25 protein-coding genes are annotated in these 24,539 nt (G+C 62.7%); 13 read left to right on the top strand and 12 right to left on the bottom strand.

Annotated elements, in window-relative coordinates:
* Nucleotides 1-2: 2 nt before the first annotated feature.
* Genes VPH41_RS26425 through VPH41_RS26415 form a run of 3 tightly spaced genes read right to left on the bottom strand, consistent with a single transcriptional unit; the run spans nucleotide 3 to nucleotide 3,353 of the window.
* On the bottom strand, nucleotides 3-1,229 hold the full coding sequence (locus VPH41_RS26425) for a cyclopropane-fatty-acyl-phospholipid synthase family protein (protein ID WP_328572070.1): 1,227 nt from the start codon (nucleotides 1,227-1,229) through the stop codon (nucleotides 3-5).
* Nucleotides 1,230-1,252: 23 nt separating this feature from the next.
* Complete coding sequence (locus tag VPH41_RS26420; protein ID WP_328572030.1) at nucleotides 1,253-2,050, bottom strand: DUF1365 domain-containing protein; 798 nt, start codon at nucleotides 2,048-2,050, stop codon at nucleotides 1,253-1,255.
* Nucleotides 2,040-3,353: an NAD(P)/FAD-dependent oxidoreductase gene (locus tag VPH41_RS26415; RefSeq protein ID WP_328572029.1), complete on the bottom strand. Its 1,314-nt coding sequence runs from the start codon at nucleotides 3,351-3,353 to the stop codon at nucleotides 2,040-2,042. Before VPH41_RS26415 ends, VPH41_RS26420 begins: the two co-directional genes overlap by 11 nt.
* A 204-nt stretch (nucleotides 3,354-3,557) precedes the next feature.
* Here VPH41_RS26415 and VPH41_RS26410 point away from each other — a divergent pair, with 204 nt between their 5' ends.
* From VPH41_RS26410 to rpoH, 5 genes are all read left to right on the top strand, one after another.
* Nucleotides 3,558-4,499 carry a MerR family transcriptional regulator gene (locus VPH41_RS26410; protein ID WP_287775594.1) on the top strand — a complete coding sequence of 314 codons (942 nt, stop codon included), beginning with the start codon at nucleotides 3,558-3,560 and terminating at the stop codon, nucleotides 4,497-4,499.
* A 165-nt stretch (nucleotides 4,500-4,664) separates the two neighbouring features.
* Nucleotides 4,665-5,732, top strand: coding sequence for a signal recognition particle-docking protein FtsY (gene ftsY / locus VPH41_RS26405; RefSeq protein ID WP_152283798.1), 1,068 nt, complete (start codon nucleotides 4,665-4,667; stop codon nucleotides 5,730-5,732).
* Between the two features lie 8 nt (nucleotides 5,733-5,740).
* A complete protein-coding gene (locus tag VPH41_RS26400) occupies nucleotides 5,741-6,478 on the top strand; it encodes a cell division ATP-binding protein FtsE (protein ID WP_152257691.1) in 738 nt (245 codons plus the stop codon).
* Complete coding sequence (gene ftsX, locus VPH41_RS26395; protein WP_099665445.1) at nucleotides 6,475-7,395, top strand: permease-like cell division protein FtsX; 921 nt, start codon at nucleotides 6,475-6,477, stop codon at nucleotides 7,393-7,395. Before VPH41_RS26400 ends, ftsX begins: the two co-directional genes overlap by 4 nt.
* A 484-nt stretch (nucleotides 7,396-7,879) precedes the next feature.
* On the top strand, nucleotides 7,880-8,773 hold the full coding sequence (gene rpoH, locus VPH41_RS26390) for an RNA polymerase sigma factor RpoH (RefSeq protein ID WP_070222520.1): 894 nt from the start codon (nucleotides 7,880-7,882) through the stop codon (nucleotides 8,771-8,773).
* 90 nt (nucleotides 8,774-8,863) lie between these two features.
* Here the strand turns inward: rpoH and VPH41_RS26385 are convergent, their stop codons facing one another.
* Nucleotides 8,864-9,130, bottom strand: coding sequence for a hypothetical protein (locus tag VPH41_RS26385; protein WP_152283799.1), 267 nt, complete (start codon nucleotides 9,128-9,130; stop codon nucleotides 8,864-8,866).
* Between the two features lie 178 nt (nucleotides 9,131-9,308).
* Between VPH41_RS26385 and VPH41_RS26380 the strand changes: the two genes are divergently transcribed.
* The gene (locus VPH41_RS26380) at nucleotides 9,309-9,761 is read left to right on the top strand and encodes a hypothetical protein (protein ID WP_152283800.1); all 453 of its coding nucleotides are present in this window, start codon (nucleotides 9,309-9,311) and stop codon (nucleotides 9,759-9,761) included.
* On the opposite strand, the gene VPH41_RS26375 is transcribed toward VPH41_RS26380, so the two are convergent.
* Both VPH41_RS26375 and VPH41_RS26370 read right to left on the bottom strand, forming a co-directional pair.
* A complete protein-coding gene (locus VPH41_RS26375; RefSeq protein ID WP_152257694.1) occupies nucleotides 9,758-10,105 on the bottom strand; it encodes an antibiotic biosynthesis monooxygenase family protein in 348 nt (115 codons plus the stop codon). The genes VPH41_RS26380 and VPH41_RS26375 overlap by 4 nt on opposite strands.
* Entirely contained in the window at nucleotides 10,102-11,271 is a 1,170-nt protein-coding gene (locus tag VPH41_RS26370) for a cytochrome P450 (RefSeq protein WP_328572028.1), read from the bottom strand. The genes VPH41_RS26375 and VPH41_RS26370 overlap by 4 nt, the downstream gene beginning before the upstream one ends.
* Before the next feature lie 76 nt (nucleotides 11,272-11,347).
* On the opposite strand from VPH41_RS26370, the gene VPH41_RS26365 reads away from it, so the two are divergent.
* The 3 genes from VPH41_RS26365 (at nucleotide 11,348) to VPH41_RS26355 (ending at nucleotide 14,916) form a co-directional block, all read left to right on the top strand.
* Nucleotides 11,348-12,046: an ArsR/SmtB family transcription factor gene (locus VPH41_RS26365; protein ID WP_328572027.1), complete on the top strand. Its 699-nt coding sequence runs from the start codon at nucleotides 11,348-11,350 to the stop codon at nucleotides 12,044-12,046.
* A gap of 132 nt (nucleotides 12,047-12,178) precedes the next feature.
* Nucleotides 12,179-13,042: a DUF3667 domain-containing protein gene (locus tag VPH41_RS26360; protein ID WP_328572026.1), complete on the top strand. Its 864-nt coding sequence runs from the start codon at nucleotides 12,179-12,181 to the stop codon at nucleotides 13,040-13,042.
* 233 nt (nucleotides 13,043-13,275) lie between these two features.
* Complete coding sequence (locus tag VPH41_RS26355; RefSeq protein ID WP_328572025.1) at nucleotides 13,276-14,916, top strand: patatin-like phospholipase family protein; 1,641 nt, start codon at nucleotides 13,276-13,278, stop codon at nucleotides 14,914-14,916.
* A 70-nt stretch (nucleotides 14,917-14,986) separates the two neighbouring features.
* Here the strand turns inward: VPH41_RS26355 and VPH41_RS26350 are convergent, their stop codons facing one another.
* The 5 genes from VPH41_RS26350 to VPH41_RS26330 all read right to left on the bottom strand — a co-directional run bounded on the left by VPH41_RS26350 (nucleotide 14,987) and on the right by VPH41_RS26330 (nucleotide 18,748).
* Nucleotides 14,987-15,160, bottom strand: coding sequence for a YqaE/Pmp3 family membrane protein (locus tag VPH41_RS26350; RefSeq protein ID WP_319633301.1), 174 nt, complete (start codon nucleotides 15,158-15,160; stop codon nucleotides 14,987-14,989).
* A 263-nt stretch (nucleotides 15,161-15,423) separates the two neighbouring features.
* The gene (locus VPH41_RS26345; RefSeq protein WP_152257699.1) at nucleotides 15,424-16,005 is read right to left on the bottom strand and encodes a TerD family protein; all 582 of its coding nucleotides are present in this window, start codon (nucleotides 16,003-16,005) and stop codon (nucleotides 15,424-15,426) included.
* A 34-nt stretch (nucleotides 16,006-16,039) separates the two neighbouring features.
* Nucleotides 16,040-16,735, bottom strand: a complete 696-nt coding sequence (locus VPH41_RS26340) for a TIGR00266 family protein (RefSeq protein ID WP_152283805.1) — start codon at nucleotides 16,733-16,735, stop codon at nucleotides 16,040-16,042.
* A gap of 197 nt (nucleotides 16,736-16,932) precedes the next feature.
* Nucleotides 16,933-17,508, bottom strand: a complete 576-nt coding sequence (locus VPH41_RS26335) for a TerD family protein (RefSeq protein WP_152283806.1) — start codon at nucleotides 17,506-17,508, stop codon at nucleotides 16,933-16,935.
* A 157-nt stretch (nucleotides 17,509-17,665) separates the two neighbouring features.
* The gene (locus VPH41_RS26330; protein WP_328572024.1) at nucleotides 17,666-18,748 is read right to left on the bottom strand and encodes a DUF475 domain-containing protein; all 1,083 of its coding nucleotides are present in this window, start codon (nucleotides 18,746-18,748) and stop codon (nucleotides 17,666-17,668) included.
* Nucleotides 18,749-18,865: 117 nt separating this feature from the next.
* Between VPH41_RS26330 and nhaR the strand changes: the two genes are divergently transcribed.
* The 4 genes from nhaR to VPH41_RS26310 all read left to right on the top strand — a co-directional run bounded on the left by nhaR (nucleotide 18,866) and on the right by VPH41_RS26310 (nucleotide 23,440).
* Nucleotides 18,866-19,780 carry a transcriptional activator NhaR gene (gene nhaR / locus VPH41_RS26325; RefSeq protein ID WP_152283808.1) on the top strand — a complete coding sequence of 305 codons (915 nt, stop codon included), beginning with the start codon at nucleotides 18,866-18,868 and terminating at the stop codon, nucleotides 19,778-19,780.
* 123 nt (nucleotides 19,781-19,903) lie between these two features.
* Nucleotides 19,904-21,247 carry an MFS transporter gene (locus VPH41_RS26320; protein WP_328572023.1) on the top strand — a complete coding sequence of 448 codons (1,344 nt, stop codon included), beginning with the start codon at nucleotides 19,904-19,906 and terminating at the stop codon, nucleotides 21,245-21,247.
* 86 nt (nucleotides 21,248-21,333) lie between these two features.
* The gene (locus VPH41_RS26315; protein WP_328572022.1) at nucleotides 21,334-22,011 is read left to right on the top strand and encodes a suppressor of fused domain protein; all 678 of its coding nucleotides are present in this window, start codon (nucleotides 21,334-21,336) and stop codon (nucleotides 22,009-22,011) included.
* A gap of 88 nt (nucleotides 22,012-22,099) precedes the next feature.
* On the top strand, nucleotides 22,100-23,440 hold the full coding sequence (locus VPH41_RS26310) for a hemolysin family protein (RefSeq protein ID WP_034749482.1): 1,341 nt from the start codon (nucleotides 22,100-22,102) through the stop codon (nucleotides 23,438-23,440).
* On the opposite strand, the gene VPH41_RS26305 is transcribed toward VPH41_RS26310, so the two are convergent.
* On the bottom strand, nucleotides 23,437-24,516 hold the full coding sequence (locus tag VPH41_RS26305) for an AI-2E family transporter (protein ID WP_328572021.1): 1,080 nt from the start codon (nucleotides 24,514-24,516) through the stop codon (nucleotides 23,437-23,439). The two genes, VPH41_RS26310 and VPH41_RS26305, sit on opposite strands and share 4 nt — an antisense overlap.
* Nucleotides 24,517-24,539 lie beyond the last annotated feature (23 nt).

Genomic DNA, 24,539 nt, shown 5'->3' with positions numbered 1-24,539 from the left:
GATTACTCCTTGACCAAGGTAAATTGCATGACATCCGTATTGTGCGCCTGGAAAGCGGCCTCGCAATACGCGAGGTAAAACTCCCAGGTCAGCAGGAAACGGCCATCGAAACCCTGCTTTTCCAGCGCCACGCGCTGGGCCAGGAAGCTGGCGCGCCACTGGCGCAGGGTTTCCGCGTAATCGAGGCCAAAGCTGAAGGCGTCCACCACGCGCAAGCCCTGCGCCTGGGCCGCGCGGCGAAACTCGGCGGGCGATGGCAGCATGCCGCCCGGAAAAATGTACTGCTGGATGAAGTCAGTGCTCTTGCTGTAGCGCTCGAACAAGGCGTCGGCGATGACGATGGTCTGGATGCAGGCGCGCCCGCCCTGCTTCAGGTTGCGCGCCACGCATGCGAAATAGCCGGGCCAGTAGCTTTGTCCCACGGCTTCGAACATCTCGATCGAGGCGATGGCGTCGTACTGGCCATGGCTGTCGCGGTAGTCGCACAGTTGCAGGTCGGCCTGCGCCGCCAGCCCCGCGTCCTGCAGGCGCTGGCGCGCATACGCGAGCTGCTCGGTCGACAAGGTCAGGCCCGTCACGTGGGCGCCGTAGTCGCGCGCCGCCGCTTCCGCAAAACCGCCCCAGCCGCAGCCGATTTCCAGCACGCGCTGGCCCCGCTGCACCTGCAGTTGCAGCTGTTCCGCGATGCGCGCGTATTTCGCGCCCTGCGCCTGCTCCAGGCTGGCGCCCTCGGTGAACAGGGCGCTCGAATACGTCATCGACGGGTCCAGCCACAGCTGGTAAAAGGCGTTGCCGATGTCGTAATGGGCGTGGATATTCTTCTTGCTGCCGGCGCGCGAATTGCGATGCAGCAGATGGCGCACCTTATAGATCAGGTTGCCCCACCAGTTACCGTAGATCAGGGACTCGATGTGCGCGCGGTTGCGTATCATCAATTCGATCAAGCCCGGCAAATTGTCCGTGCGCCAATCGCCCGCGATAAACGTTTCGGCAAAGCCGATGTCGCCCGAGCGCAGGACCGCCGGGCACAGGCGCCAGTTGTGCAAGTCCAGGGTGACGGGATGGCTGCCATCGCCGTACAGCAAGATGCTGCCGTCCGGCGTGCGCAGGCGCAGGGCGCCGTATTGCAATTTTTCCAGCAGGCGCACGATCATGCGCCCGGAAGCGGGCAAGTCCAGGTGCGTGTGATCGGGCATGTGGGCAGGACGTGCGCTGCTGCGCGCATGCATGCCGGTCGGCAGGGAATCAGAGCTCATCGGGACACCTTTTCTTGTGGGGGGAGGGGTTTGCTGAAAAACGGCACGCGGCGCAGCCACAGGCGCAAAGCCTGCCAATGGATGCGCGCCATCACGCCAAACGTCATCAGGGGGTAGCGCAGCAAGGCCCAGGCCATGGCGCCATCGCGCAGCGGCTGCGCCGTGCCGGACAAGCTCGTCTGCAGCAGCGGACCGTCGAGGTCGTCGTAATCGACCCGGGCCAGGTGGCGTTCGCCCCCCTTGTCGTTGTTGCGCAGGAAACGGAAACGGTATTGGCCTTCCACCTTGCAAAACGGCGACACGTGAAAGATTTTCCTGGCGACCAGTTCGCTGCCAAAGACAATCGCGCCGCCCTGTTCGAGCAAGTACAGATGGCGCTCGCCAAAGGTATTGCGCACATCGCACACCACGGCGCGCAGCGCGCCGTCCGGGCGGTGGCAAAACCAGAAGCTGACGGGATTGAACACATAGCCGAACAGGCGCGGCATGGTCTGCAGCCAGATTTCGCCGCCCGCGTCATCCACGCCGTGCTGGCGCAGGAGGCCGTCGATCCAGTCCAGCAGCGGCGCCGCGCCATCGCCATGGTCGCTGTCGCGGAAGGACAGCACATTGACGCCGTTGCGCGAGATCAAACGGGCGGGAAAATCCTGCGCGCCCATGCTGCGCAGGGGCAAGCGCAGATAGAACATGCCGTAGCTGAACGCATGCGCGCGCGGACGCAGCCGCGCATGGCGCACCTGTCCCAGGCACAGCTGGGGCTGGGCCTGCACGGGCAGCGAGGGATCACGCGGCATGGCCGAGCTCCGCCGACGCCAGGCCCAGCAGGCTTTGCGCCACGCCCAGGCCAGACTTCAAGCCGTCTTCATGGAAGCCGTAGCCCGTCCAGGCGCCCGCGAACCACGTGTGCTGCGCGCCCTGGAAGCCGGCCAGGCGCGCCTGGGCTGCAATGGCCGCGCCATCGAACACGGGGTGGGCATAGGAAAACTCGTCGATGATGCTTGCCGGATCGGGCTCGTCGAGCGGATTGAGCGAGACGATGACGGGCGTGGCAAAGGGCAAGGGCTGCAGCTGGTTCAGCAAATAATGCACGCATACCTGCGGCGCGGCGCCTTCCGCCACTGCCGGCCTGCCCTGGTAATTCCAGGCCGACCAGGCCTTGCGGCGCCGCGGCAGGCAGCTGGCATCCGTGTGCAGCACGGCCCGGTTCGGCTGGTAGCGCACGGCTTCGAGCACGGCGCGCTCGTCGTCGCGGATATCGCCCAGCAGGGCCAGCGACTGGTCGCTGTGGCAAGCGAGCACCACGTGATCGGCATGTTCGACGCCGGCGGCCGTGTACAGCTCGATCATGCGCGCGCCACCGTGCGGCTGGCGGCGCACGGCCAGCACGGGGCAAGCCAGGCGCTGCTGCGCAATACCCGCCAGCAGTTTTTCCACGTACACGCGCGAGCCGCCGCGCACCGTGCGCCATTGCGGCCGGTCATTGACCTGCAGCAAGCCATGGTTGTGGCAAAAACGGATGAAGGTCGCCAGCGGAAAGGCCAGCATCTGGCGCGCCGGACACGACCAGATGCAGGCAGCCATCGGCAACAGATACCAGTGGCGGAATTCCTCGCCATACCCGTGCAGGTCGAGGAATTCTCCCAGCGACAGGGCCGGCGCCGGCAAGGCGGCCGTGGCCAGCGCGCTGGCCTGGCGGTTGAAGCGCACGATGTCGCGCAGCATGCGCAAGAAAGCGGGGCGCAGCAGGTTGCTGCGCTGGGCAAACACGGTGTCCAGATTCGCGCCCGCCCATTCCAGCACGCGGGCACCGGGCGCGGAACCCAGCGGCATCTTCACGGAAAACGACATATCGCTGTCGGCCGCCTCGACACCCAGTTCCTGGAACAGTTGCACCAGGTTCGGATACGTGGCGTGGTTAAACACGAGAAAGCCCGTGTCGACGCCATGCGTGACGCCATCGAGCGTGACATCGACCGTATGGCTGTGGCCGCCAAAATACGCGCCCGCCTCATACAAGGTCACATCCTGGCCCGCCTGCGCTAGCCGATAGGCACACGACAATCCTGCAATTCCCGCACCGACGACGGCGATTTTCATGAGCGCACCTGTGTTATGTTTGTCCTGGACAAAGTAAGCTTCATCGATAGTCAGTCAAATATTGATCTGTGTCAATGAGGCCGCGAATCCGTTCAAAAACTTATACGCAGGCAATTTCCAATCGGATTCAGCTATTTGGTACGGGGCGGTGGAAGGCGTAAAATGTCAGATACGATCTTTCGGCACGCGAGCACGCCCCCTGGTATGGATACTGACCTGCAACTCTCTCCTGCCTTCAGCATCAGCGATGTCGAGCGCGACACCGGGCTGGCCAAGGAAACCTTGCGTGTCTGGGAGCGCCGCTACGCGTTTCCCCAGCCCCAGCGCGATGCCTTTGGCGAACGCAGCTACCCCGCCGAGCAAGTGCAGAAATTGCGCATGGTCAAGCGCCTGCTGGACCTCGGATTTCGCCCGGGCAAAATCATGCAGCACAGCACCCTGCAACTGCAGCAGCTGGCCAGCGCAGGCGCCACGCCGCCACCGGCGCCGGCGCCGCAGCTCGAACACTATCTAGCCCTGTGCCGCGGCCATCAGATGGCGGAACTGGGCAATGCCCTGCGCCAGGCGCTGGCCGTGCTGGGCTTGAAGGCATTCACCATCGACGTCATCGCCCCCCTCACCGCCATGGTGGGCGAAGCGTGGGCCTGCGGCGACCTGGCCGTGTACGAGGAGCATCTGTATAGCGAAACCTTGCAGACGGTAATGCGCCACGCCATTTTTTCCCTGCCACAAGCCAGCAGCCCATCCACGCGCACGCCGCGCATCGTGCTCAGCACCTTGCCGCAGGAACGCCACGGCCTGGGCCTGCTGATGGCCGAAGCGCTGTGTACGGCGGCAGGCGCCCACTGCATGTCGCTGGGGGTGGAAACGCCGCTGACCGACATCGTCGCGGCCGCCCGCGCGCAGCGGGCTGACATCGTGGCCCTGTCGTTTTCCAGTGCCAGCAAGCAGCGGCAGACGCGCGACAGCCTGCAGCAATTGCACGCGAGCTTGCAGCCAGGCATGGAATTGTGGGCGGGCGGACGCAGTCCCGCCTTGTCCAGGCAGCCGCCGCCCTTCCTGCATGTGCTGGACTTGCGGCAAGTCGAGGAAAGCATCGCCGACTGGCGCCGCCGCCATCAGGCGCACGCGCTGCAAACCCACTGAACCGGCTGAAAAGCGCGGCAACTGCGGCGATCTTCGTAGATAGCGGCGCAATGTTGCCAATCGAACAGTAAAGCATGAAGGGCCGGGCGCGCTCTGGTAGAATAGCCAGTAACAACAGTGTCCGGCGCCGCCGGGCCTTAGGTCAGCACCCGCCACCACACATCCATGTTTAGTTTCTTCAAGAAAAAACCCATCACTCCCGAGGCTACGCCAGCCGAGCCCCCCGTTCTTCCTGCCGCCACGCCGCCTGCCGCGCCGGCAGCGACTCCCGCCGCTGCACCGCTGAGCGGTGCGCCGGCCGAGCTCGTGCCCGTGATCGTGGCCGCCGAACCCGAGAAAAAATCGTGGATGACGCGCCTGAAGGCGGGCCTGTCGAAGACCTCGAATACCCTGTCCGTGCTGTTCGTCGGCGCCAAGATCGACGACGCCCTGTACGAAGAGCTGGAAGCGGCGCTGCTGATGTCCGACGCGGGCATCGACGCCACGGAATTCCTGCTCACGGAATTGAAGAAAAAGGTCAAGGAAGACAAGCTGCTCGACGCGGCCGCCGTCAAGGCAGCGCTGAAAGTGCTGCTGATCGAGCTGCTCTTGCCGCTGGAAAAACGCTTCGAGCTGGGCCGTCACAAGCCGCTGGTGATGATGATTTCCGGCGTGAATGGCGCCGGCAAGACCACCACCATCGGCAAGCTGGCCAAGCACATGCAGTCGAACAACCAGTCCGTGCTGCTGGCCGCGGGCGACACCTTCCGCGCCGCCGCGCGCGAGCAACTGATGGTCTGGGGCGAGCGCAACAACGTCACCGTGATTTCGCAGGAATCGGGCGACCCGGCCGCCGTGGCCTACGACTCCGTACAATCGGCCAAGGCGCGCGGCATCGACGTGGTCATGGTCGACACGGCAGGCCGCTTGCCGACGCAGTTGCATCTGATGGAAGAATTGAAGAAAATCAAGCGCGTGATCGGCAAGGGCATGGATGGCGCGCCCCATGAAACCCTGCTCGTCATCGACGGCAACACGGGCCAGAACGCCCTCACGCAAGTGAAGGCCTTCGACGATGCCCTGCAGTTGAGCGGCCTGGTGATCACCAAACTGGACGGTACCGCCAAGGGCGGCGTGCTGGCGGCGATCGCCCGCGTGCGCCCCGTGCCCGTGTATTTCATCGGCATCGGTGAGAAAATTGAAGACTTGCAGCCTTTCGTGGCTGCCGAATTTGTCGAAGCGCTGCTCGGATAAGCCTATACATGATTGAATTTCAGCACGTCTCCAAGCAATACTCCCCCGACGCCGTGGCGCTCAGCGACATTTCGCTCAGTATTGCCAAAGGCGAGCTGGTCTTCCTGGCCGGTCCCTCGGGCGCCGGCAAGTCCACCCTGCTGAAAATGATCGCCGCCATGGAACGCCCCACGTCGGGCAAGCTGATCGTCAATGGCCAGGACATGGCAAAGATCAAGCCGGCCGGCGTGCCCTTCCTGCGCCGCAACATGGGCCTGATCTTCCAGCAGCAGAAATTGCTCAACGACCGCTCCATCCTGGCCAATGTCATGCTGCCGCTGCTCGTCGTGGGCGCCCACAAGGCGGCCGCCGAACAGCGCGCGCGCGCCGCGCTCGACAAGGTGGGCTTGCTGGACCGCGCCATGGCGCGTCCCCTGTCGCTGTCGGGCGGCGAGCAGCAGCGCGTGTCGATCGCGCGCGCCATCGTCAACCGGCCGCAGATCATCCTGGCCGACGAGCCGACGGCCAACCTGGACCGCGCCAGCGCCAACAAGGTGCTCGATGCCCTGAAAGCGTTCCACTCGGTGGGCGTGACCTGCCTCATTTCCAGCCATGACGAACAGATGCTCGACGCTGCCGCCCGCGTGATCCACCTGAAAAACGGCCAGCTGGTGGCCATCGACAAGGCTACGCAGGCACCCGTGTTTGCCCCGCCCGACCCCGATTTCGCCCCCGGCCTGGATGACGGCGAAGGAGAACAGGCATGAGAGGCTGGTTCCGTCAACACCGCTTCGCGCTGGGCTCGGCGCTGATTCATCTGCGCAAGTCGCCAGGCGGCTTCCTATTGAACGTGCTCGTCGTCGCCATCGCCCTGTCGCTGCCGTTCGCCGGCTTGACCATGCTCGACAATGTGCGCCCCATGTCGGAACAGATGTCGGTCGACCCGGAAATCAGCGTGTTCCTGAAGATCGACACGCCGCGCGAGCAAGCCGTGGGCCTGGCCGGCGCCATGCGCAAGATCGTGGGCGAGCAAAAGGCGAAGATCGTCTTCATCCCCCGCGAACAGGCGCTGGACTCGCTGAAAAACAAGAATGGCCTGGCCGATGTGCTCAGCACCCTGGGCGACAATCCCCTGCCCGACAGCTATGTGCTGAAACTCGATGCTTTCAGCAGCGCCAGCGAGGCGCAGGACGTCGATGCGGTGGCGGAACAGTTGCGCCACTTGCCCGGCGTGGAATCGGCGCAAGTCGATTCGGCCTGGGTCAAGCGCCTGGCTGCCCTGCTGGGCGTGCTGCGCCTGGTGCTGCTGCTGCTGGCCATTACCCTGGGCGTGGCCGTGATCGCCGTGGTCTTCAACACCATCCGCCTGCAGGTGATGCAGCAGCGCGATGAAATCAGCATCTCGAAATTGATCGGCGCCACCGACACCTTCATCCACCGCCCCTTCTATTACACGGGCGCCCTGCTGGGCCTGTGCGCGGGCGCGCTGGCCCTGGGCGCCGTGGCGCTGGCCTTGCAGCCGCTCAATACGGCGATTGCCGAATTTGCCCGTTTGTACGCGTCCGAATTCCAGCTGGTGCCGCTGGCGCCGCTGCCGATGGCCGGCTTGCTGGCCGTCAGCGCCGGCCTGGGCCTGATCGGCGCCTTCCTCTGCGTGCAGCGCCACCTGGCGCGCCTGAACTGACCTTCCCTCCCATGGCGGCGCCCCCGGCGCCGCCATGCGCCCCATCCACCTTGTTTTTTTGCTATTCACCCCCTACTGTGGTGATATTGATATTTAGCAAGTATTCTTAAGGTTCGCTTCAGCTTGCGGCCGTAGACTAGCCATGTTGTCGTGAAGCGCCGTGCAACCCTGGCGGGCACGGCCCGGCAAGTGCACGCGGCAGTGCCCATGCGCCCTGGCGGCGCGTTTTAGATAAAGTATTAATTAATAAATCGCCATAGTATTTAGGCTATCAGGACGATTAAATGTGCTGATTGGCACTCTCAAGCAGAGAGTGCTAATATAGGGACATACCAGCAGCAGAACCGCCATGGACGCCAGATGTAGATGGTGCCGCGATCTGCGAAGTGCAAGACCGAATACGCAAAAACGAAGATACAAGCTGCCATGTCGTGTGACATGGCCAACTGGAACAAAGCAAGACTACGAGGGAGAAAACATGACTATGATGTCCGCAACGTCCGCATTGGTTCCGACCAAAAGTAATGCGCTGGGCCTCGGGTTCACCGGTAATCTGGGCAATATCGACGCCTATATCTCGGCCGTGAACCGTCTGCCCATGTTGACCCATGACGAAGAAATTTCGCTGGCGAAACGCCTGCGTGAAAAAAATGACCTGGCCGCCGCGCAAGAGCTGGTGCTGTCGCACCTGCGCCTGGTGGTCTCGATTGCCCGCGGCTACCTGGGCTATGGCTTGCCGCACGCCGACCTGATTCAGGAAGGCAATATCGGCTTGATGAAAGCCGTGAAACGTTTCGATCCGGACCAGGGCGTGCGCCTGGTGTCGTACGCCATGCACTGGGTGAAAGCCGAGATGCATGAGTACATCCTGAAAAACTGGCGCCTGGTCAAGGTGGCAACGACGAAGGCACAGCGCAAGCTGTTCTTCAACCTGCGCAGCCACAAGACGGGCCTGGACGCGATGACGCCGAAGCAGATCGATGCGCTGGCCAAGCTGCTCGACGTGAAGCGCGAAGAAGTGATCGAGATGGAAACGCGCCTGAGCGGCCGCGACATCGCGCTGGAATCGCCGACCGACGATGAAGACGACAAGTTTTCGCCGATCGCCTACCTGTCGTCGGAGCAAAGCGAGCCGACCAAGGTGCTGGAAGCGGAACAAGTGACGCGCCTGCAATCGGAAGGCCTGGAAACGGCACTGTCCAAGCTGGACGCCCGTTCGCGCCGCATCATCGAAGCGCGCTGGCTGGCCAACGACGACGGTTCCGGCGCCACCCTGCACGCACTGGCTGAAGAGTTCGGCGTATCGGCCGAGCGCATCCGCCAGATCGAAGTGGCGGCGCTGAAAAAAATGAAGGGCGCGCTGGCGGCCTACGTGTAATCGCAAGCAATGCCGCAATGTAAAAGGCGCCGCAAGGCGCCTTTTAGTTTTAAACCTTGATGTTTATCAACAGATAAACATTGTCAGCCGTTACGCTGCAGCCAAGCCCTTGGTGATCAGCTCGGCGACGACTTCATTCAGATCCGCGCCGCGCTCCTTGGCCAGGGTCTGCAATTGCAAGACCAGATCGCTGTTCAGCTTGACGGCGAATGGCACCAGGCCCAGGGCCTGATCGCGCTTGCGCTGCTCGCGGCGGTCGATGACCACCGCTTCCTTACCGAATGCACCGGCGCCGGGAACATTCATCTTTCCCATCAGTTTCTTGGCATCGCTTTTGGCCAGGTCGGTTTTTTTCATGGTTGTTTCCTGATTTTCAAAACAGCCATTCTACGCAGTAATCGGCGCGCCGCGTGGCCGGCGCGTCAATTCCTCCGCAGCACGCCAACGGCGCGCCGGGAAAATATCATTTTGTTACTATCATTTTCATCTTGCGCGTGGATGCCACGCCGAAGACGCTCTCTCTGAAAGGAAAAGCATGCCTTACCTGACCCGATCTTGCCGTACCCTGTTGCTTCCCCTGTTCCTTGCCTGCCTGGCCGTGCTGGCCGGCTGCGGCGCGGCCGGCAGCGCCGGCGACGCGGAAAACACGCCGCGCAGCGTCACCCACGTGCTCTCGCCGGGCGAACAGGTGGCCATCACGGCCACCGATACCCTGAAACTGGAGCGCGTCAACGACAGCCGCTGCCGCAAGGGCGCCGTGTGCGTGTGGAAAGGCTACGTCAGCTACAGCTTCAGCTTGCTCAACAGCGCGGGCGCCACGGACATCGTCCTGTCCGACTCCATGCCCGGCGCGGCCAGTTCCGTCACCGTCAACCACCTGACGTTCACCCTGCTCGACGTCGACCCGGCCACGCCGCCCGCCCTGAATGCGGCCGAGCCCACGTACCGGGTCAAGGTCAAGATCACGCAGGGCGCGCTGCCCCGCTAAGCATCGTGGCGCCGCTGGCTGTCGGCGGGCGCCTGTTGCCGGTCCAGCATGCCGTAATCGCGCACCACGGCGGCAATGCGCAGCCGGTAGTCGTCAAACACGCCGTGCCGGCCCGCCGACTGGGCCGCGCGGTGCGCTTCCAGCTGCCGCCACTGCGCCAGCGCCGCCTCGTCGCGGAAAAACGATAGCGACAGCAATTTGCCCGGCTCGCTCAGGCTGCTGAAACGCTCGATGGAAATGAAACCATCGACTTCGTCGAGCAGGGGCCGCAGCGCGGCGGCCAGGTCAAGGTACTGCTGGCGCCCTGCGGCGCTGGGCCAGACTTCGAATATCACGGCGATCATGTCATTTCTCCTGGACTAAATACGGGGATGCGCGCGTTCAGCGACGGCAGATAACGCCATGCCAGCGGCATACCGGCCAGCCCGCCGGCCCATGCCTGCAGGCAGGCTGCGGCGATGGCCTGCGCGATGGACTGGCCCGGACAAACGTGGCGGCCATGGCCAAAGCCCGGCAGCGCCAGCCCGGGCCGTTGCAGCAGGAAACGGCCCGGTTCGGCATACACGCTGGCATCGTGGCAGGCGCTGGCCAGCACCACCACGATCAACTGTCCCTGCGGTATGAGCACGCCATTCAAATCCGCGTCCTGCGCCGTGTAGCGGCGCGTGTTGTGGATGGCCGGATCATGCCGGCTCACTTCGCGCAGCATGGCCGGCCATGGCTGGGGCGCCGCGCCCCGCTGCGGCACTAACTGCGGCTGCGCGCGCAAGGCCACGATGGCATTGCCCAGCAAGCCGGCCGTCGCCTCGCAAGTCTGCGACAGCAAACCCGCCAGGTTGGCCAGCACGGCGCCCGATGCGTGCCAGCCTGCCTGCCGCGCGCCGGACACGACATCGTCGAGCAAGCTGCCGGGAATCGCCGTCCCTTCGCGCAGCAGCACGGAAAAACCTTGTAGCAAGGCGTCGGCCGCCACCTGCGCACCGGCCAGCTGCGCGCCATTGCTCAGCGGCGACAGGCAAGCGACAAAATCACGCGTCCAGGCAGCCAGCGCCGGCCATTGCGCCGGCGCAAAGCCCAGCAAATCCGCCATCGCGTACAGGGGCAGCTCGAACAGCGCAGCATTGAGCTGGCCGGCGCTGCCGGGAACGCGGTCGCCGGCCAGATGCGCCACCCGCCCCTGCAGGCGCGCCAGGTCCACCTGGCCCAGTGCGCGCGCCAGCACCTGTTTCGGCACGGCATGCCGCTCGCCATCGTTCATGCGCACCAGTTCCGTAAAGATCGCGCCGCACGGCGTGCCCGCCAGGTTGGGCGGCACGGCCTGCCCGGGCAGGCGCACGCGGCAGGCGGGATGCTCGAGCACGGCCCGCACGCCGGCCGCCCCCGTCGCCAGCCAGCAGCCGAGCGCGGCATCGAAACGCAACGGCGGACCGTCGGCCAGGCGGCGATAGTAGTCGTAGGGCGCCGCGTGGGTGACGGCGGCAATCGGGTGAAGCGGATCGGTGAGCGGCATGCGCATTCCATTGCAGTGAGGTGGGGACACGAGTATGCTGTTCCTTCCACCACAACACTTCGCTGACGGACGAATCATGGATGACAGCACCGTTCCCCACACGGCCGATGGACGCCTGGCGCAGCTGGCCGGCGCCATCGCCGAACCGGCCCGCGCGCGCATGCTGTGCAGCCTGCTCGACGGCCATGCGCGCACGGCCACGGAACTGGCGGCGCTGGCCGAGGTAGGCGCCTCGACGGCCAGCGCCCATTTGAGCCGCCTGCGCGACGATGGCTTGCTATCGATGGTGGCGCAGGGCAAGCACCGCTATTACCGCCTGGCCAGCCCGGAAGTGGGACGGGCGCTGGAAGCACTGCTGGTGGTGGCAGGCGTGCAGGCAACGCCGTTCACGCCCACCACGCCGGACCGCTTGCGCCATGCGCGCACCTGCTACGACCACATGGCCGGCACCGTCGCCGTCGCCCTGCACGACCAACTGCACACGCAAGGCTGGCTGCGGGACGAGGATGGAGAGTACCGTTTGTCGGAAGCGGGCGCGGCCGGCATGGCAGCCCTGGGCATCGACGTGCCGCAACTGCAGCAGCAGCGCCGCCGCTTCGCCTGTGCCTGCCTGGACTGGAGCGAACGGCGCGCTCACCTCGGCGGCGCGCTGGGCGCCGCCATCCTGCAGCTGGCCCTGCGCCAGCGCTGGGCCGAGCGCGAACTCGACAGCCGCGCCCTGCGCCTCACGCCGGACGGCGAGCGGCGCCTGCTGGCAGCCTTCGGCACCCGCTGAACGGCCCAGGCAGTTTGTATCTCCGAAGCAACTAGATAGCGAAAAAAATGCCCTTTTATCATTGTTTTCATTCATCATATGTTGCGCCCTTGGGCGATCATTTCTACCTTTCGCCCATGGAAAGAGTCCAACTTGAAAACAGCGTCGTCCAGCACACTTCCCGCCGGTACCTGCCATAACTGCCACACGGATGCGCCAGGCAACTTCTGCAGCGCCTGCGGCCAGTCCACCACCTTGCACCTGCCCAGCGCGCGCGAATTCCTGCATGAATTCGTCGCGCACTATGTGGCGCTCGAAGGCAAGCTGTGGCGTACCCTGGCCCTGCTGCTGTTTCGTCCGGGCGTGCTGAGCAAGGAATACATCGCGGGACGCCGCGTGCGCTACGTGGAGCCGCTGCGCGTCTACCTGACCTTCAGCATCCTGTTCTTTGCCATCCTCAAGTTCAGCAGCCCCGACATGTTCCTCACCGTGCACGACCAGCAAGCCCAGGTGAGCGACCACGGGGCCCGTCAACTTCCCGAGAACAAGCCATCGCACATGCAGGTCAGCATCTTGGGGCAGACACCCACCCTGCCGCGCCAATGGCAAGACTTTGAGCAGCTGCCCACGGCCGAGAAACAAAAACTCGTGGTGGAAAGTTTTTTCCATTACGCGCCGTACGCCATGTTTTGCCTGATGCCCCTGTTCGCCCTGTTCCTGAAAATCCTCTACCTGGGCAGCGGGCGGCGCTACGGCGAGCATTTCCTGTTCGCCCTGCACACGAATGCCTTTGCCTTCATCACGATGGCGCTGATGATTGTGATCCCCGTCGACATAGTCCGCCTCGCGCTCGGCGCCTGGCTGCTCGCCTACCTGCCCTGGGCCATGTGGCGCGTGTATCCGAGCGGAAAACTCGCCACCATCTGCCGCTGGGCCCTGCTGATGGCGGCATATGTCCTGACCATGGGCCTGGCTATCGTGGCCTGCATCGCCACGGGCGTGATGCTGCGCCATTAAAGCGCAATACCCCCTGCCGGAGACAAGTCTCAGGCTATCCATCTTTTCTACTGGATGCATGATGCTCGCCGCGTGCTTCACGCAGCGAGCCGGAACGCGTGCTGCCCGCATGGCGGGCCATTGCCATCGCGCCGCGATCTTCATGTTACGCACCGACAAGTTTGCTAGAATCGCACACGTTTCCGTCCGTATCCCAACCAATGACTACGCACAGATCGCGCATGAATCCACGCTTGTTTGTACCATTTATCCTCGTTGCGCTGCTGAGCGGCTGCACGGTGCTCGCCCTGCGTCCCAACAGCGGCGTCGAAAACCGCACGTTTGCCGTGCAGGAAACCCCGCGCCTGCGCATCGACGCGCCCAAGGCGCGCATCCAGAATCCCATGCCCAGCGACCATTTCATCGGCATCGCCCTGTCCGGCGGAGGCAGCCGCGCGGCCAATTTCTCGGCCGCCTCGCTGGAGCAGCTGGAACAGTTCGGCCTCGTCAGCGGCGCCTCGGCCATCTCCGGTGTCTCGGGCGGCGCCATCGCGGGCGGCTACTATGCGCTGCATGGCAAGCAGACGGATTGGCCCTTGCTGCGCAGCAAACTGAAAACGGATTTCTTCGGCCAGACCATCTTGAAACCGGCCAACCTGACGACGATGCTGTTGACGAACAAGACCCGCACGTCCTTCCTGTCCGACGTGTTTGACGATGTGCTGTACGACAAGAAAACCTACCAAGACTTGCCCCACGACGGTCCCATCTTCCTGGCCAACGCGACGGACGCCACCGATGGCGGCAAGCGCGTGGTGTTTTCCTACGAATATTTTTACGGCACCCTGCATTCGCCGATCCAGGATATCCGCCTGGCCACGGCCGTGGCCACCTCGGCCGCCTTTCCCGGCGTGTTCGATTCCGTCACCTTCGAGCGTTTCCGCCCGAAAAACAGTTTCGTGCCGGAGCTGGGTTCCGAGTCGCGCGAGTCGCCGTCCTATGTGCACCTGTTCGACGGCGGCGCGGCCGATAACCTCGGCGTGGAAACCCTGTGGGACGTGGCCCTGACGCAGCTGTACGGCAACGACATGGCCGTCGTGCCGCCACGCCTGAACAGCAAGCCCTTCATCCTCATTTCCATCGATGCCAACGCGCCCAATTCCAGCGCCGTATTCGAAAAGATGTCGGACGAGCGCCAGCCGCTGGACCGCATCTTCAACAAGAATATCTACGATGCCGTCGACGCCCTGTTTTCACGCCAGCGCAAGGAAAACCTCGTCAAGATGGGCTTTGGGCAAGCCCGTTTCGATACCATCACGCATGAAAACTTCGGCGACCTGAGCCAGAAATTCGTCAAGGGCAAGCGCACCTCGGCCTTTGCCATCCCCGTGCTGTGCCGGCCCCACCTGGGCCAGTTCCGCTGCGAAATCGATGCGGCCGATCCCTTGCCGGGCCAGATCCGCACGCGGCTGGAAGGCTTTGCCTGGCATATTTCCATCGACCAGATCGCCTCGCTGGCGCTGCGCCTGGCCAGCGGCGATGCGCAGGTCGACAGTGCGCGCAAGGAAGAACGCGCCGCCCTCGTCAAGCTGCAGCGCCTGGCCACGCAAACGAAGACCCATCTGAAGCTGACGGGTCCGGAAAACTGCAGCCCGGACGTCCTGCAATCGGCCCTGTACAGCGCCGCGCGCGTGCTGATCCTCGACGACGAGGAATCGCGCTTCGCCCTGTGCGACTACATGCTGGCGGGCCAGCTGATCAATGACGACACCATCTGCAAGCAGCGCTACGTGCACGCCGTGCCCCGCTTCGCCATTGAAAGCGAAGATTTGCAGTACCGCAACCTGAGTTCGGACGGCAATTCCGTGAACGTGCCGATACGCTGCAAGAAGTGAACGCGCACAAAAAAGCCCGCACGATCACTCGTGCGGGCTTTAGCGCAAGGATACCTGGCGCCCGGCTGATCTAGATCAACCGACTACGCCTGCGCATGTAGCTGCGGCTTAACGCGCCTTCCAGTTCCTGCTCCGTTTTATGCTGGTTCACCGTGTACAGGGCCCACAGGGCCGCCGGCACCCAGCCGATCACAGTGCACTGCATGATCAAGGCGGCGGCGCCGGCCAGCGGGCGCTTCAGCATGAAAAACGTGAGACACGGAAGTAGCAAGGCTATCAGCAATCGCATCACGACATACTCTCCTTCAATATAGAGCAGCGGACAAGGGCCGGTATCCGGTCCGTCCCCCGCCCGCTGCGTACTGCTCTTTAATAACGTCTGGCAAAATCGTCGCGAGCGAATGCGAGTTGTGGCCGAGAAGCGCAGCTGTGCGTAGGCACGGGGCCGCCGAGGCAGTGAGCATCGCAGGCCGCAAATCGCGGCGCGCAGCAGATTTGGCCTGACGTTTATAGATGCACGGCAATCTGCGGCATCAGGTCGTCAAAGGTGCGACCGTTGCCGTTTTCTCCGATGGCGTGCATCTTCCATTCGCCGTTATGGCGGTACAACTTGGCCATGATCTGTGCCGTGTGGGAACCTTGCACAGACAGGTTGAAACGCGCGACTTCCTGGTTATTGCTGGCATTCAAGATGCGGCAATAGGCGTTTTCCACCTGCGAGAAGTTCTGGCCAGTAAAGCTGTTGACGGTGAAGACGAGGCTTTTCACGTGCGCCGGCACTTTCGACAGATCGACATTGATCTGTTCGTCGTCGCCATCGCCCGCGCCCGTGCGGTTGTCGCCCGTGTGGACGATGCTGCCGTCCTTGCTTTTCAGCTGGCGGAACCAGACGATATCGGACGTGCTCTTGTTGTCGTCGAACATGACGCACGAGGCATCCAGGTCGACGGCTTCCGTCTTCGAACCGAAACCGAGGAAACCCTTGGTCTTGGCCGCATCCCAGCCCAGGCCCATGGTGATACGGGTCAGGGTGGTACCAGCTTCTTTGTCCAGAGAAATCTTCTGGCCCTTGCTCAAATTGACAGACATACGCATAGCTCCTGTTGGGTTGGTTACTGCTTGATTACGCCGGCTTGCTTTGGGTCCAGGCGAGGAAGGCCGCGCGGTTGCGCGAGCACACGAGGATTTTTCCCGTGCCTGAAAACTTCAGCACCATGCCCTCGCCGCTGGTCTGGCTATTGATCAGGTTACCCAGAAAGCCGCCGCTGCTGCCGGTCGTCATGGAAATCTCGTATTGCAGGCGGTTGTCCCAGCACACGACGTGCGAGTTATCGATCACCACGTCCTTGCCAGGCGTCACTTCCAGTTCCGACATCGCGCCAAAACCGGACACCGCCAGCTGGCCGCTGCCTGCCGTCTCGGTGATGAAAAAACCACCGCTCTGGGCAAACAGCGCATTGCCAAGGCTTTGCGTGCGCACCTTCAATTCCACGCCAGACGTGGCCGCCACGAAGGCGCCGTCGCTGATCATGTATTGCTGGGCGCCAACCTCGAGCACCCGCATCGCGCCGGGCAAGGTGGGCGACAGCAGACAATCGCCGTCGCCGCGCATGGCCTCGATATGCTGCTGAAAGAACGATTCGCCGTTGGCAAAGGTGCGCATCAGCGCGGCGCCTATGCCGCCCGTCATCTTGCCTTTCAGCTCAAGATTGGTTTCCATCATCACCATCGCATCGGATTCGCAATAAATCTTCTCGCCCTTGGCCAGCGACACATGCAGAAACGGGTCGACGTCCCCGGTAATATTAAAAACTGGCATCTGACTGTTCCTTCCTTGACGATGATGATGATGATGATGATGATGTCGGGCTAAACCGCCCTTACTACAGAATAACGGTGCCGCACAAAACCGTAGCGAGCGGATGTGATTTGTGGCCGAGAAGCGCAACCGTACTTTAGTACGGTGAGCATCGCCGGCCGCAAAGCGCACCGCGCAGTAGGTTTGGTGTGGCTACCTTACACGCCGACGCCGAACGAGGCTGCCAGGGGGCCCAGGCCGCCCTTGTAGCCCTGGCCGATGGCCTTGAATTTCCAATCGCTGCCATTGCGGTAGATTTCGCCGAAGACCATGGCCGTTTCCGCCGAGCCGTCTTCCGACAGGTCGAAGCGGGCGATTTCCGTGTTGCCGTTGGCGTTGACGCAACGCACGTAGGCCTTCGATACCATACCAAAGTTTTGCTTGCGCGCTTCGGCATCGTGGATCGTCACGCAGACGGCGATCTTGTCGATCTCGGCTGGCACCGTAGCCAGGTCGACGACGACGGTTTCATCATCGCCATCGCCGGCGCCCGTGGTGTTGTCGCCCGAGTGGGTGACGGAACCGTCGCTCGATTTCAGGTTGTTGTAGAAAATCATGTCGACGTCGGCGCGTACCTTGCCGTCGGCCTTCAGCAGGAACACGGAACCGTCGATGTCGAACGCGGCGCCATCGGTGGCGCGGGCATCCCAGCCCAGGCCGATGATCATTTTCGAGATGCCAGGCGCTTCCTTGCTCAGGTTGACGTTGCCGCCTTTTTGCAGACTGATTGCCATGATGTATTTCTCCTATGTGAAATAAAAGTCCAGCGTGTATAAAACCAAATAACTACTTGTGTACACCTGGCGCTGTCTCCGGCCCGACTCCCCGGACCGGGGACAGCGCTTGCTGCATCACGCTGGCAAACGGGTGTCGTCGTTTGCCGCGTATCTCTTAGGCCTTGGCGGCTGTTTCCAGCTCAGGCTGCTTTTCGTCTTCGCCTTCCAGCAAGGCCATGCGTCGCTTGTAGCGGATCGACGACCACAGCGAGGCGAGAATGAAGGCCACGCCGATCAGACCCGTGAAGATCTCGGGAATGTGGAACTTCATGCTGACCAACATGATCACGGCCAGGATACCGATCGCATAGTGCGCGCCGTGCTCCAGATAAACGAACTCGTCGAGCGTGCCCTTGCGCACCAGGAACACCGTCATCGACCGCACGAACATCGCGCCGATGGCCAGGCCCAGCATGATGATCACGACATCCTTGGTGATGGCGAACGCGCCGATCACGCCGTCAAAGCTGAACGAGGCATCGAGCACTTCCAGGTACAGGAAGCCGCCAATACCGCCGCGCTTGACGATGTCGCCCACGTTGCCGTCGCCGTTATCGCCTTCCAGCAAGCCACTGACCACATCGACGCCTACGTAGGTCAAAATGCCCCACAGGCCGGCCGTCAAGACCACCAGTTTCTGGCCTTCGTCTATCATCGACAGGCTGGCCATCAGGGTGCCCAAAGCCACCATCACGGAAATCGAGGAAATCTTGCCCAGCGCGCCCAATTTTTCTTCGATACGGCCCAGCCAGTGCGTTTCCTTTTCCGCGTCCAGCAGGAAGTTCAGGAACACCAGCAGCAGGAAAATGCCGCCGAAGGCTGCCACTTCCGCGTGGTGGTTCGTCAGGTGCATCGAATACTGTTCCGGATTGCTCAGTGCCAGATTCCACACTTCCATCAAGCCCAGGTCAGCCGCTTGCGCCACGATAACCAGCGGGAATACCAGACGCATGCCGAAGACGGCGATGATGATGCCCACGCCCAGGAACAGGCCCTGCCAGAACTTGTCCCAGTTCTTCAGCACCGAGGCGTTGACCACCGCATTGTCAAACGACAGCGAGACTTCCATCACGCCCAGGATCACGGCGATACCGAGCGCTGCCAGCATCGTCTGCACGCCACCGTGCGTGTAACCCCACCAGGCGGAAATACCCAGGCAGATAAATGTCACTAGAAATGACACTCTGAAATGTTTCATCGATAGTTCCCCTTTATCCAAATTCAATGGAACGTAGTATAGGGACGTGTGACACATTTAAAAATAGAAGATAATGGAAGCATTACTTCGTAAAAACAGAAGATAGAGGATGCAGCGATGAAAACCACGGGTTTCAATTACCGCCATTTGTACTTCTTTTGGGTGGTGGCCAAGGAAGGCGGCGTGACGCGCGCGGCTGAACGGCTGGGCCTGGCCGTGCAAACCATCAGCACCCAGCTGGCCCTGCTGGAAAAGGAACTGGGCAAGTCCCTGCTGCAGCCGCAGGGACGCCGTCTGGTGCCCACGGAAGCGGGCCGGCTGGCGCTCGGCTACGCGGACCAGATTTTCCTGCTGGGCGAGCAGATGCAGGATGCGCTGGCCGACGCGGACGCGGAAAAGATGCGCCTGACGGTGGGTATTTCCGATTCCCTGCCGAAACTGATGGCCTACCGCATGCTCGACGCCACGCGCAGCCTGGACCAGCCCGTCAAGCTCGTATGCCTGGAAGATGAATTCGAATCCCTGCTGGCCGACCTGGCCTTGCACAAGCTGGACCTGGTCTTGACGGACCGCGCCGTGCCGGCCGGCGCCAGCCTGCGCGTGTCCAGCCATTTATGGGGCGAGAGCGCCATGAAACTGTTCGGCATCCCCGCGCTGGCGGGACAATACCGCGACAATTTCCCGCACAGCCTGCACGGCGCCCCGTTTCTGCTGCCCGCGCGCAACAACGCCCTGCGGGGACGCATCGACGAATGGATGGTGCAGCAGGGCGTGCGCCCCGACGTGGTCGGTGAATTCGAAGACAACGCCATGCTCAACGCGTTCGGCCGCAAGGGCCTGGGCCTGTTCTTCGCCTCGGCCAGCCTGGCCGCCGATATCGAGGAGCAATTCGGCGCCGTGCTGGTGGGCGACGCCTCGTCCCTGCGCGAACAGTTTTACGTCATTTCCAACGAACGCAAGATCATGCACCCGGCCTTGGAGGTGATCCTGGCCGCCATCCAGGACCACCCGAAGATTCACAAGGAAACCTGATAAATCCATTCGAAAATAACGTTTGAATAATCAATCAAAAGCGATTGTAATGAAGCCTGAGACAAACACGCGCCCCTCCCTCGCCGGAAAGGCGCGACCACCATAAAAAACAGGAGCGGCACCATGTCCACGGCAGGCAAGACGATCGATATTCCCGATCTCATCAATCACAACAAGATCGGTTCCTTCCAGATCGGCATGCTGATCCTGTGCGGACTGTGCGTCATCATGGATGGCTTCGACGTGCAAGCGATGGGTTATGTGGCGCCCGCCATCATTGCCGACTGGCATGTCAGCAAGGCCAACCTGGGCCCCGTGTTTGGCGCTGGCTTGCTGGGCATGCTGGTCGGTTCGCTCGTGTTCAGCATCACGGCCGACAAGTTCGGCCGCCGCCCCGTGCTGATCGGCTCGACCATCTTCTTTGCGCTGTGCATGCTGGTCACGCCGCTGGCCACTACCATCGAGCAATTGCAGCTGATCCGTTTCATCACGGGCCTGGGCCTGGGCGCCGTGATGCCGAACGCCATGGCGCTGGCCGGCGAATACAGCCCCCTGCGCAAGAAAGTCACCCTGATGATGCTGGTCTCGTGCGGCTTTACGCTCGGCGCCGTGCTCGGCGGGCTGTTGTCGGCCGCGCTGATCCCCGCATTCGGCTGGCAATCCGTGTTTTACGTGGGCGGCGTGGTGCCGCTGGTGATCGGCGTGCTGATGTTCTTCCTGCTGCCGGAATCGATGCAATTCCTGGTACTCAAGAAACGCAAGCTGGACAAGGTCGCGCAATGGCTCAAGCGCATCGACCCGACGGTCACCATCACGGCCGACACGCAATACGTCGTGCATGAAAAGGAACACAAGGGTGCGCCCGTGCTGCAATTGTTTACGGGCGGCCGCGCCAAGATGACGATCTTGCTGTGGGTCATCAACTTCATGAACTTGCTGAACCTGTATTTCCTGTCGAACTGGCTGCCGACGATTGCCAAGGAAGCGGGCCTGTCCACGGCCAACGCCGTGCTGGCCGGCACGGCCCTGCAAGTGGGCGGCACCATCGGCACCCTCGTCATGGGCCAGCTGATCGACCGCTCCAGCTTCCGCCGCATCCTGCTGCCGTGCTTTTTAGTGGCCGCCGTCGCCATCGCCCTGATCGGCCGTCCCGACGTGTCGCTGGCCTTCCTGTTCATCACGATTTTCATCGCGGGCTTTTGCGTGGTGGGCGGCCAGCCGGCCGTCAACGCCCTGGCAGCCAGCTACTACCCGACCACCCTGCGCTCGACGGGCATCGGCTGGAGTCTGGGCGTGGGCCGCATCGGCTCCATCATCGGCCCCGTGCTCGGTGGCGAGCTGATCCGCCTGAACTGGCCCAACAGCACGATTTTCCTCGTCGTCGCCATCCCGGCCATCGTCTCGGCCGTCATGGTCTTTGCCATGCGCGGCGGGCCGCAAACGGCCCGCGCCAAGGCAACCGCCTGAGGCCGGCGCATGGGCCTGTTGAACCGTACGCCGTCATAAAGTTGCATGTTTTATACTCAAATGCTCATCCATTTCAGTGAACCGACATGACCAACCTTGCCAATGACGGCGCGGCAAACAGCCTTCTGGAAACAGCCTGGGCCCAGCGCGAAGAAACGCTCTACACTACCCTGTTCGGGGACCTGGGCCCGGGCATCTACCCGCTGGACTTGTCCCTGTTTGAACAGATGTTCAACTGCACGCAAGTCGACCCGCGCTGGCTGCATATCGGCGTGTTCGAATGTCCGCCGACACCCGGGCGGCCGCACTGGGTCTACGTGTCGTCCGGCCTGTCCAATCCCTGGGACGACAACCCCGATGACGATGAAGAATGGACGGGACTGGGCCGCGAACTGCTGCTGGAATGCCCGCAACAGTCGCCATGGGCGCTGACCTTGGTGCGCCGGTTCGCCGCTTACCAGATGCTGCTGGCGGCAGGCCGCTTCGGCGACCAGGAACCGCTGGACGCCTGGGACCGCATGTCCGTTGGCGGCCCCATCGATGGCGAACAGTCCGCACTGAGCGCCATCATGATGGTGCCCAGCGAACATTACCCGGAAGAATATCAACTGGTCTCGGGTAAATTTGCCTTCCTGCAGATTATCGGACTCAGCGCTGCCGAGCTGGCGCATGGCCGCGCGCATGACTTCGAGGACTTGTTGCAGATGCTGGGAGAACGGGGCGCCGCGCCGCTGGTGGACGCCGCACGCGGCAGCATCGTGTAAAACCGCAGGGCCGATTTGTTGGAAATTAGCATACTGCGCCCTTCGTCGTTTAAGATGACGTTTTTACAGCCCATCTTATTGCGCCCCCATGCACAATGTCTTGCTAGTCCTGCTCGCCCTCTTCCTGGTCGCTCTGAACGGTTTTTTTGTTGCCGCCGAGTTTGGCATCGTCACCTTGCGGCGCACCCGCATCCGCGCCATCGCCAAGACCCAGGGATTGCGGGGCCGCATCCTGGCCAAGGTGCACGGCCAGCTGGACGCCTACCTGTCCGCCTGCCAGCTGGGCATCACCCTGGCGTCGCTGGGCCTGGGCTGGGTCGGCGAACCGGCGTTTGCCGGCTTGCTGGAACCGCTGTTCGGCGCCATCGGCGTCACCTCGCAAGAGCTGATCCACGGCGTATCGTTTGTCGTCGCCTTCAGCGTCATTTCCTTCCTGCACATCGTCGTGGGCGAACTGGCACCCAAATCAATGGCCATCCGCAACCCGGAAGCCGTTGGCCTGTGGAGCGCGATTCCCCTGTACGGCTTTTACTGGACCATGTACCCGGCCATCTACCTGCTCAACGCCAGCGCCAACTGGGTGCTGCGCCTGGCGGGCCTGTCCGGCAAGGGCGGCCACGATGCCCATTATTCTTCCGAAGAGTTGAAACTGATCCTGCGCACCAGCCAGCCCGGCGAAAAGTTTACGCGCGACGAGCGCAACATCCTGGCCCAGTCGCTCGATTTCGAACAGATGACGGTGTCGGACCTGATGCGCCCGATCAATGAAGTGATCGCCCTGCACGCCTCAAACACGCTGGAAGAAAACCTCGACACGGTGCTGCGCAACCGTTTCAGCCGCTACCCGTATTTCGACACGAACGAAGACGACGTGCTGGGCGTGGTGCACTTGAAAGACCTGTTCTTTGCCCAGCAGGCGGGCAAGCCGATCACCTCGCTCACACCGTTTTTACGTCCCGTGGACATCATTTCCGCCCGCACGCCCGCGCTGGAACTGTTCCGGCGCTTCCGCGACGGCGCGCCCCACTTCGCCCTGATCGGCGAGAAGGGCAAGCGCCCGCTGGGGTTCATCACACTGGACAACTTGCTCGGCGCCATGGTCGGTGAAATCCGCGATGAATTCCGCCGCAATGAAAACGACTGGCTCAAGCAAAGCGACGGCACCCTGATCGGCAAGGCCAGCCTGCCCATCTTCTCGCTCGAACGCATCCTCGGCATCGATATCGAAAACGAGGAACTGGGGCTGGACGACGTGGAATCGGTGGGCGGCTTGATCATGGTCAAGCTGGGGGATATCCCGAAGCAGGGCCAGCGCATCACCTTTGTCGACTTCGACATCGTCGTCAAGAAGATGAACGGGCCCCGCATCGTTCTGATCAAGGTGATTCCCAAGCAGGAACGCGACCTGGATGCGGACTTGCGCGATTAATCTTTTTTCAAGGTAATCGTATCTTTGCCCTGCGGCACGGTGGTCTCGCCCACCGTCCACGTTTGCAGCAAGCTGTACAGTACCGCCAGCAGGGTCGGGCCGATAAAGATGCCGACGAAGCCGAAGGCCAGCACGCCGCCCAGCACACCCAGCAGCACCAGCAGGAAGGGCAAGCTGCTGCCGCGGCTGATCAGCATGGGCTTGACCACATTGTCCACGCCGCTGATCAGCAGCGCGCCCCACACCAGCATGAAAATGCCCCAGCCCGTCTGCCCGTCGCTAAACAGCCAGATGGCGGCGCCGCCCCAGATCAGCGGCGGCCCCACGGGAATCAGCGAGAATATGAAGGTGGCCACGCCCAGCAGCGCCACGGCCGGCACGCCGGCGATCAAGAAGCCCACCACGGCCACCAGGGCCTGCGCCAGCGCCGTGCCCAGCAAGCCGTACATGACGCCGCGCACGGTGCGGCTGATGGTCAGGCCCACGCCCGGCGCGCTGTCGCCGATGATGCGGCCGGCACCCGTCATCAAGGCACGGCTCAGCTGCTGGCCGTCGCGGTAGAGGAAGAAGCTGACGAACACGGCCAGGCTGGTCTGCGCCAGGCCCGTGCCCAGCAGGATGCCGCCGGAAGCGAGGAAATGGCGCGCCGGCTCCAGCATGGTCTTACCCAAATTCAATAATTCCTCGCGGTCTTCCAGCAGGCGCCGCACATAGCCATCGATGGTTTCGCCCACCACGGGAATGCTGGCCAGCCAGGCGGGAGGATGCAGGCCGCCCGATTCCAGCGCGGCGCGGATCTGGTCGTACACGCGCGACACATTGTCGGCCAGGTTGTAGGTGACGAGGGCCAGCGGCAGCACGATGACCAGCACCAGCGACACGGTCATGATGGCGGCCGCCCAGTTGCGCCGGCCTTTCAGCCGGTCGAGCAGCAGCAGGTACAAGGGCCAGCTGGAAATGCCCACGCAGGCGGCGAACAGCATGGCTGCCAGGAAGGGCCGCAAGACGAAAAAGCAGCCGATCAGCAAGAAGATGATGGCTGCCAGGCGGGCGTGAGGCTCGAAACGTTTATCCATGTACTGCCAATCCTGAAGATGGC

Source organism: Janthinobacterium sp. P210006, assembly GCF_036231885.1.
GTDB lineage: Bacteria > Pseudomonadota > Gammaproteobacteria > Burkholderiales > Burkholderiaceae_D > Janthinobacterium > Janthinobacterium violaceinigrum.
Note: the sequence above shows the minus strand (reverse complement) of the source record. Positions and strands in the feature narration are given on the sequence as shown.

What these genes read in the sequence shown, in the direction of transcription:
- ftsX (WP_099665445.1), top strand. Translation starts at nt 6,475, where the DNA reads ATGAGAGGCTGGTTCCGTCAACACCGCTTCGCGCTGGGCTCGGCGCTG.
- VPH41_RS26370 (WP_328572028.1), bottom strand. Translation starts at nt 11,271, where the DNA reads ATGCCGCTCACCGATCCGCTTCACCCGATTGCCGCCGTCACCCACGCG.
- rpoH (WP_070222520.1), top strand. Translation starts at nt 7,880, where the DNA reads ATGATGTCCGCAACGTCCGCATTGGTTCCGACCAAAAGTAATGCGCTG.
- VPH41_RS26350 (WP_319633301.1), bottom strand. Translation starts at nt 15,160, where the DNA reads ATGCTGAAGCGCCCGCTGGCCGGCGCCGCCGCCTTGATCATGCAGTGC.
- VPH41_RS26380 (WP_152283800.1), top strand. Translation starts at nt 9,309, where the DNA reads ATGCCTTACCTGACCCGATCTTGCCGTACCCTGTTGCTTCCCCTGTTC.
- VPH41_RS26345 (WP_152257699.1), bottom strand. Translation starts at nt 16,005, where the DNA reads ATGTCTGTCAATTTGAGCAAGGGCCAGAAGATTTCTCTGGACAAAGAA.
- VPH41_RS26425 (WP_328572070.1), bottom strand. Translation starts at nt 1,229, where the DNA reads ATGCATGCGCGCAGCAGCGCACGTCCTGCCCACATGCCCGATCACACG.
- VPH41_RS26305 (WP_328572021.1), bottom strand. Translation starts at nt 24,516, where the DNA reads ATGGATAAACGTTTCGAGCCTCACGCCCGCCTGGCAGCCATCATCTTC.
- VPH41_RS26385 (WP_152283799.1), bottom strand. Translation starts at nt 9,130, where the DNA reads ATGAAAAAAACCGACCTGGCCAAAAGCGATGCCAAGAAACTGATGGGA.
- VPH41_RS26330 (WP_328572024.1), bottom strand. Translation starts at nt 18,748, where the DNA reads ATGAAACATTTCAGAGTGTCATTTCTAGTGACATTTATCTGCCTGGGT.
- VPH41_RS26335 (WP_152283806.1), bottom strand. Translation starts at nt 17,508, where the DNA reads ATGGCAATCAGTCTGCAAAAAGGCGGCAACGTCAACCTGAGCAAGGAA.
- VPH41_RS26310 (WP_034749482.1), top strand. Translation starts at nt 22,100, where the DNA reads ATGCACAATGTCTTGCTAGTCCTGCTCGCCCTCTTCCTGGTCGCTCTG.
- VPH41_RS26320 (WP_328572023.1), top strand. Translation starts at nt 19,904, where the DNA reads ATGTCCACGGCAGGCAAGACGATCGATATTCCCGATCTCATCAATCAC.
- VPH41_RS26375 (WP_152257694.1), bottom strand. Translation starts at nt 10,105, where the DNA reads ATGATCGCCGTGATATTCGAAGTCTGGCCCAGCGCCGCAGGGCGCCAG.
- VPH41_RS26420 (WP_328572030.1), bottom strand. Translation starts at nt 2,050, where the DNA reads ATGCCGCGTGATCCCTCGCTGCCCGTGCAGGCCCAGCCCCAGCTGTGC.
- VPH41_RS26365 (WP_328572027.1), top strand. Translation starts at nt 11,348, where the DNA reads ATGGATGACAGCACCGTTCCCCACACGGCCGATGGACGCCTGGCGCAG.
- VPH41_RS26410 (WP_287775594.1), top strand. Translation starts at nt 3,558, where the DNA reads ATGGATACTGACCTGCAACTCTCTCCTGCCTTCAGCATCAGCGATGTC.
- VPH41_RS26315 (WP_328572022.1), top strand. Translation starts at nt 21,334, where the DNA reads ATGACCAACCTTGCCAATGACGGCGCGGCAAACAGCCTTCTGGAAACA.
- VPH41_RS26340 (WP_152283805.1), bottom strand. Translation starts at nt 16,735, where the DNA reads ATGCCAGTTTTTAATATTACCGGGGACGTCGACCCGTTTCTGCATGTG.
- VPH41_RS26415 (WP_328572029.1), bottom strand. Translation starts at nt 3,353, where the DNA reads ATGAAAATCGCCGTCGTCGGTGCGGGAATTGCAGGATTGTCGTGTGCC.
- ftsY (WP_152283798.1), top strand. Translation starts at nt 4,665, where the DNA reads ATGTTTAGTTTCTTCAAGAAAAAACCCATCACTCCCGAGGCTACGCCA.
- VPH41_RS26400 (WP_152257691.1), top strand. Translation starts at nt 5,741, where the DNA reads ATGATTGAATTTCAGCACGTCTCCAAGCAATACTCCCCCGACGCCGTG.
- nhaR (WP_152283808.1), top strand. Translation starts at nt 18,866, where the DNA reads ATGAAAACCACGGGTTTCAATTACCGCCATTTGTACTTCTTTTGGGTG.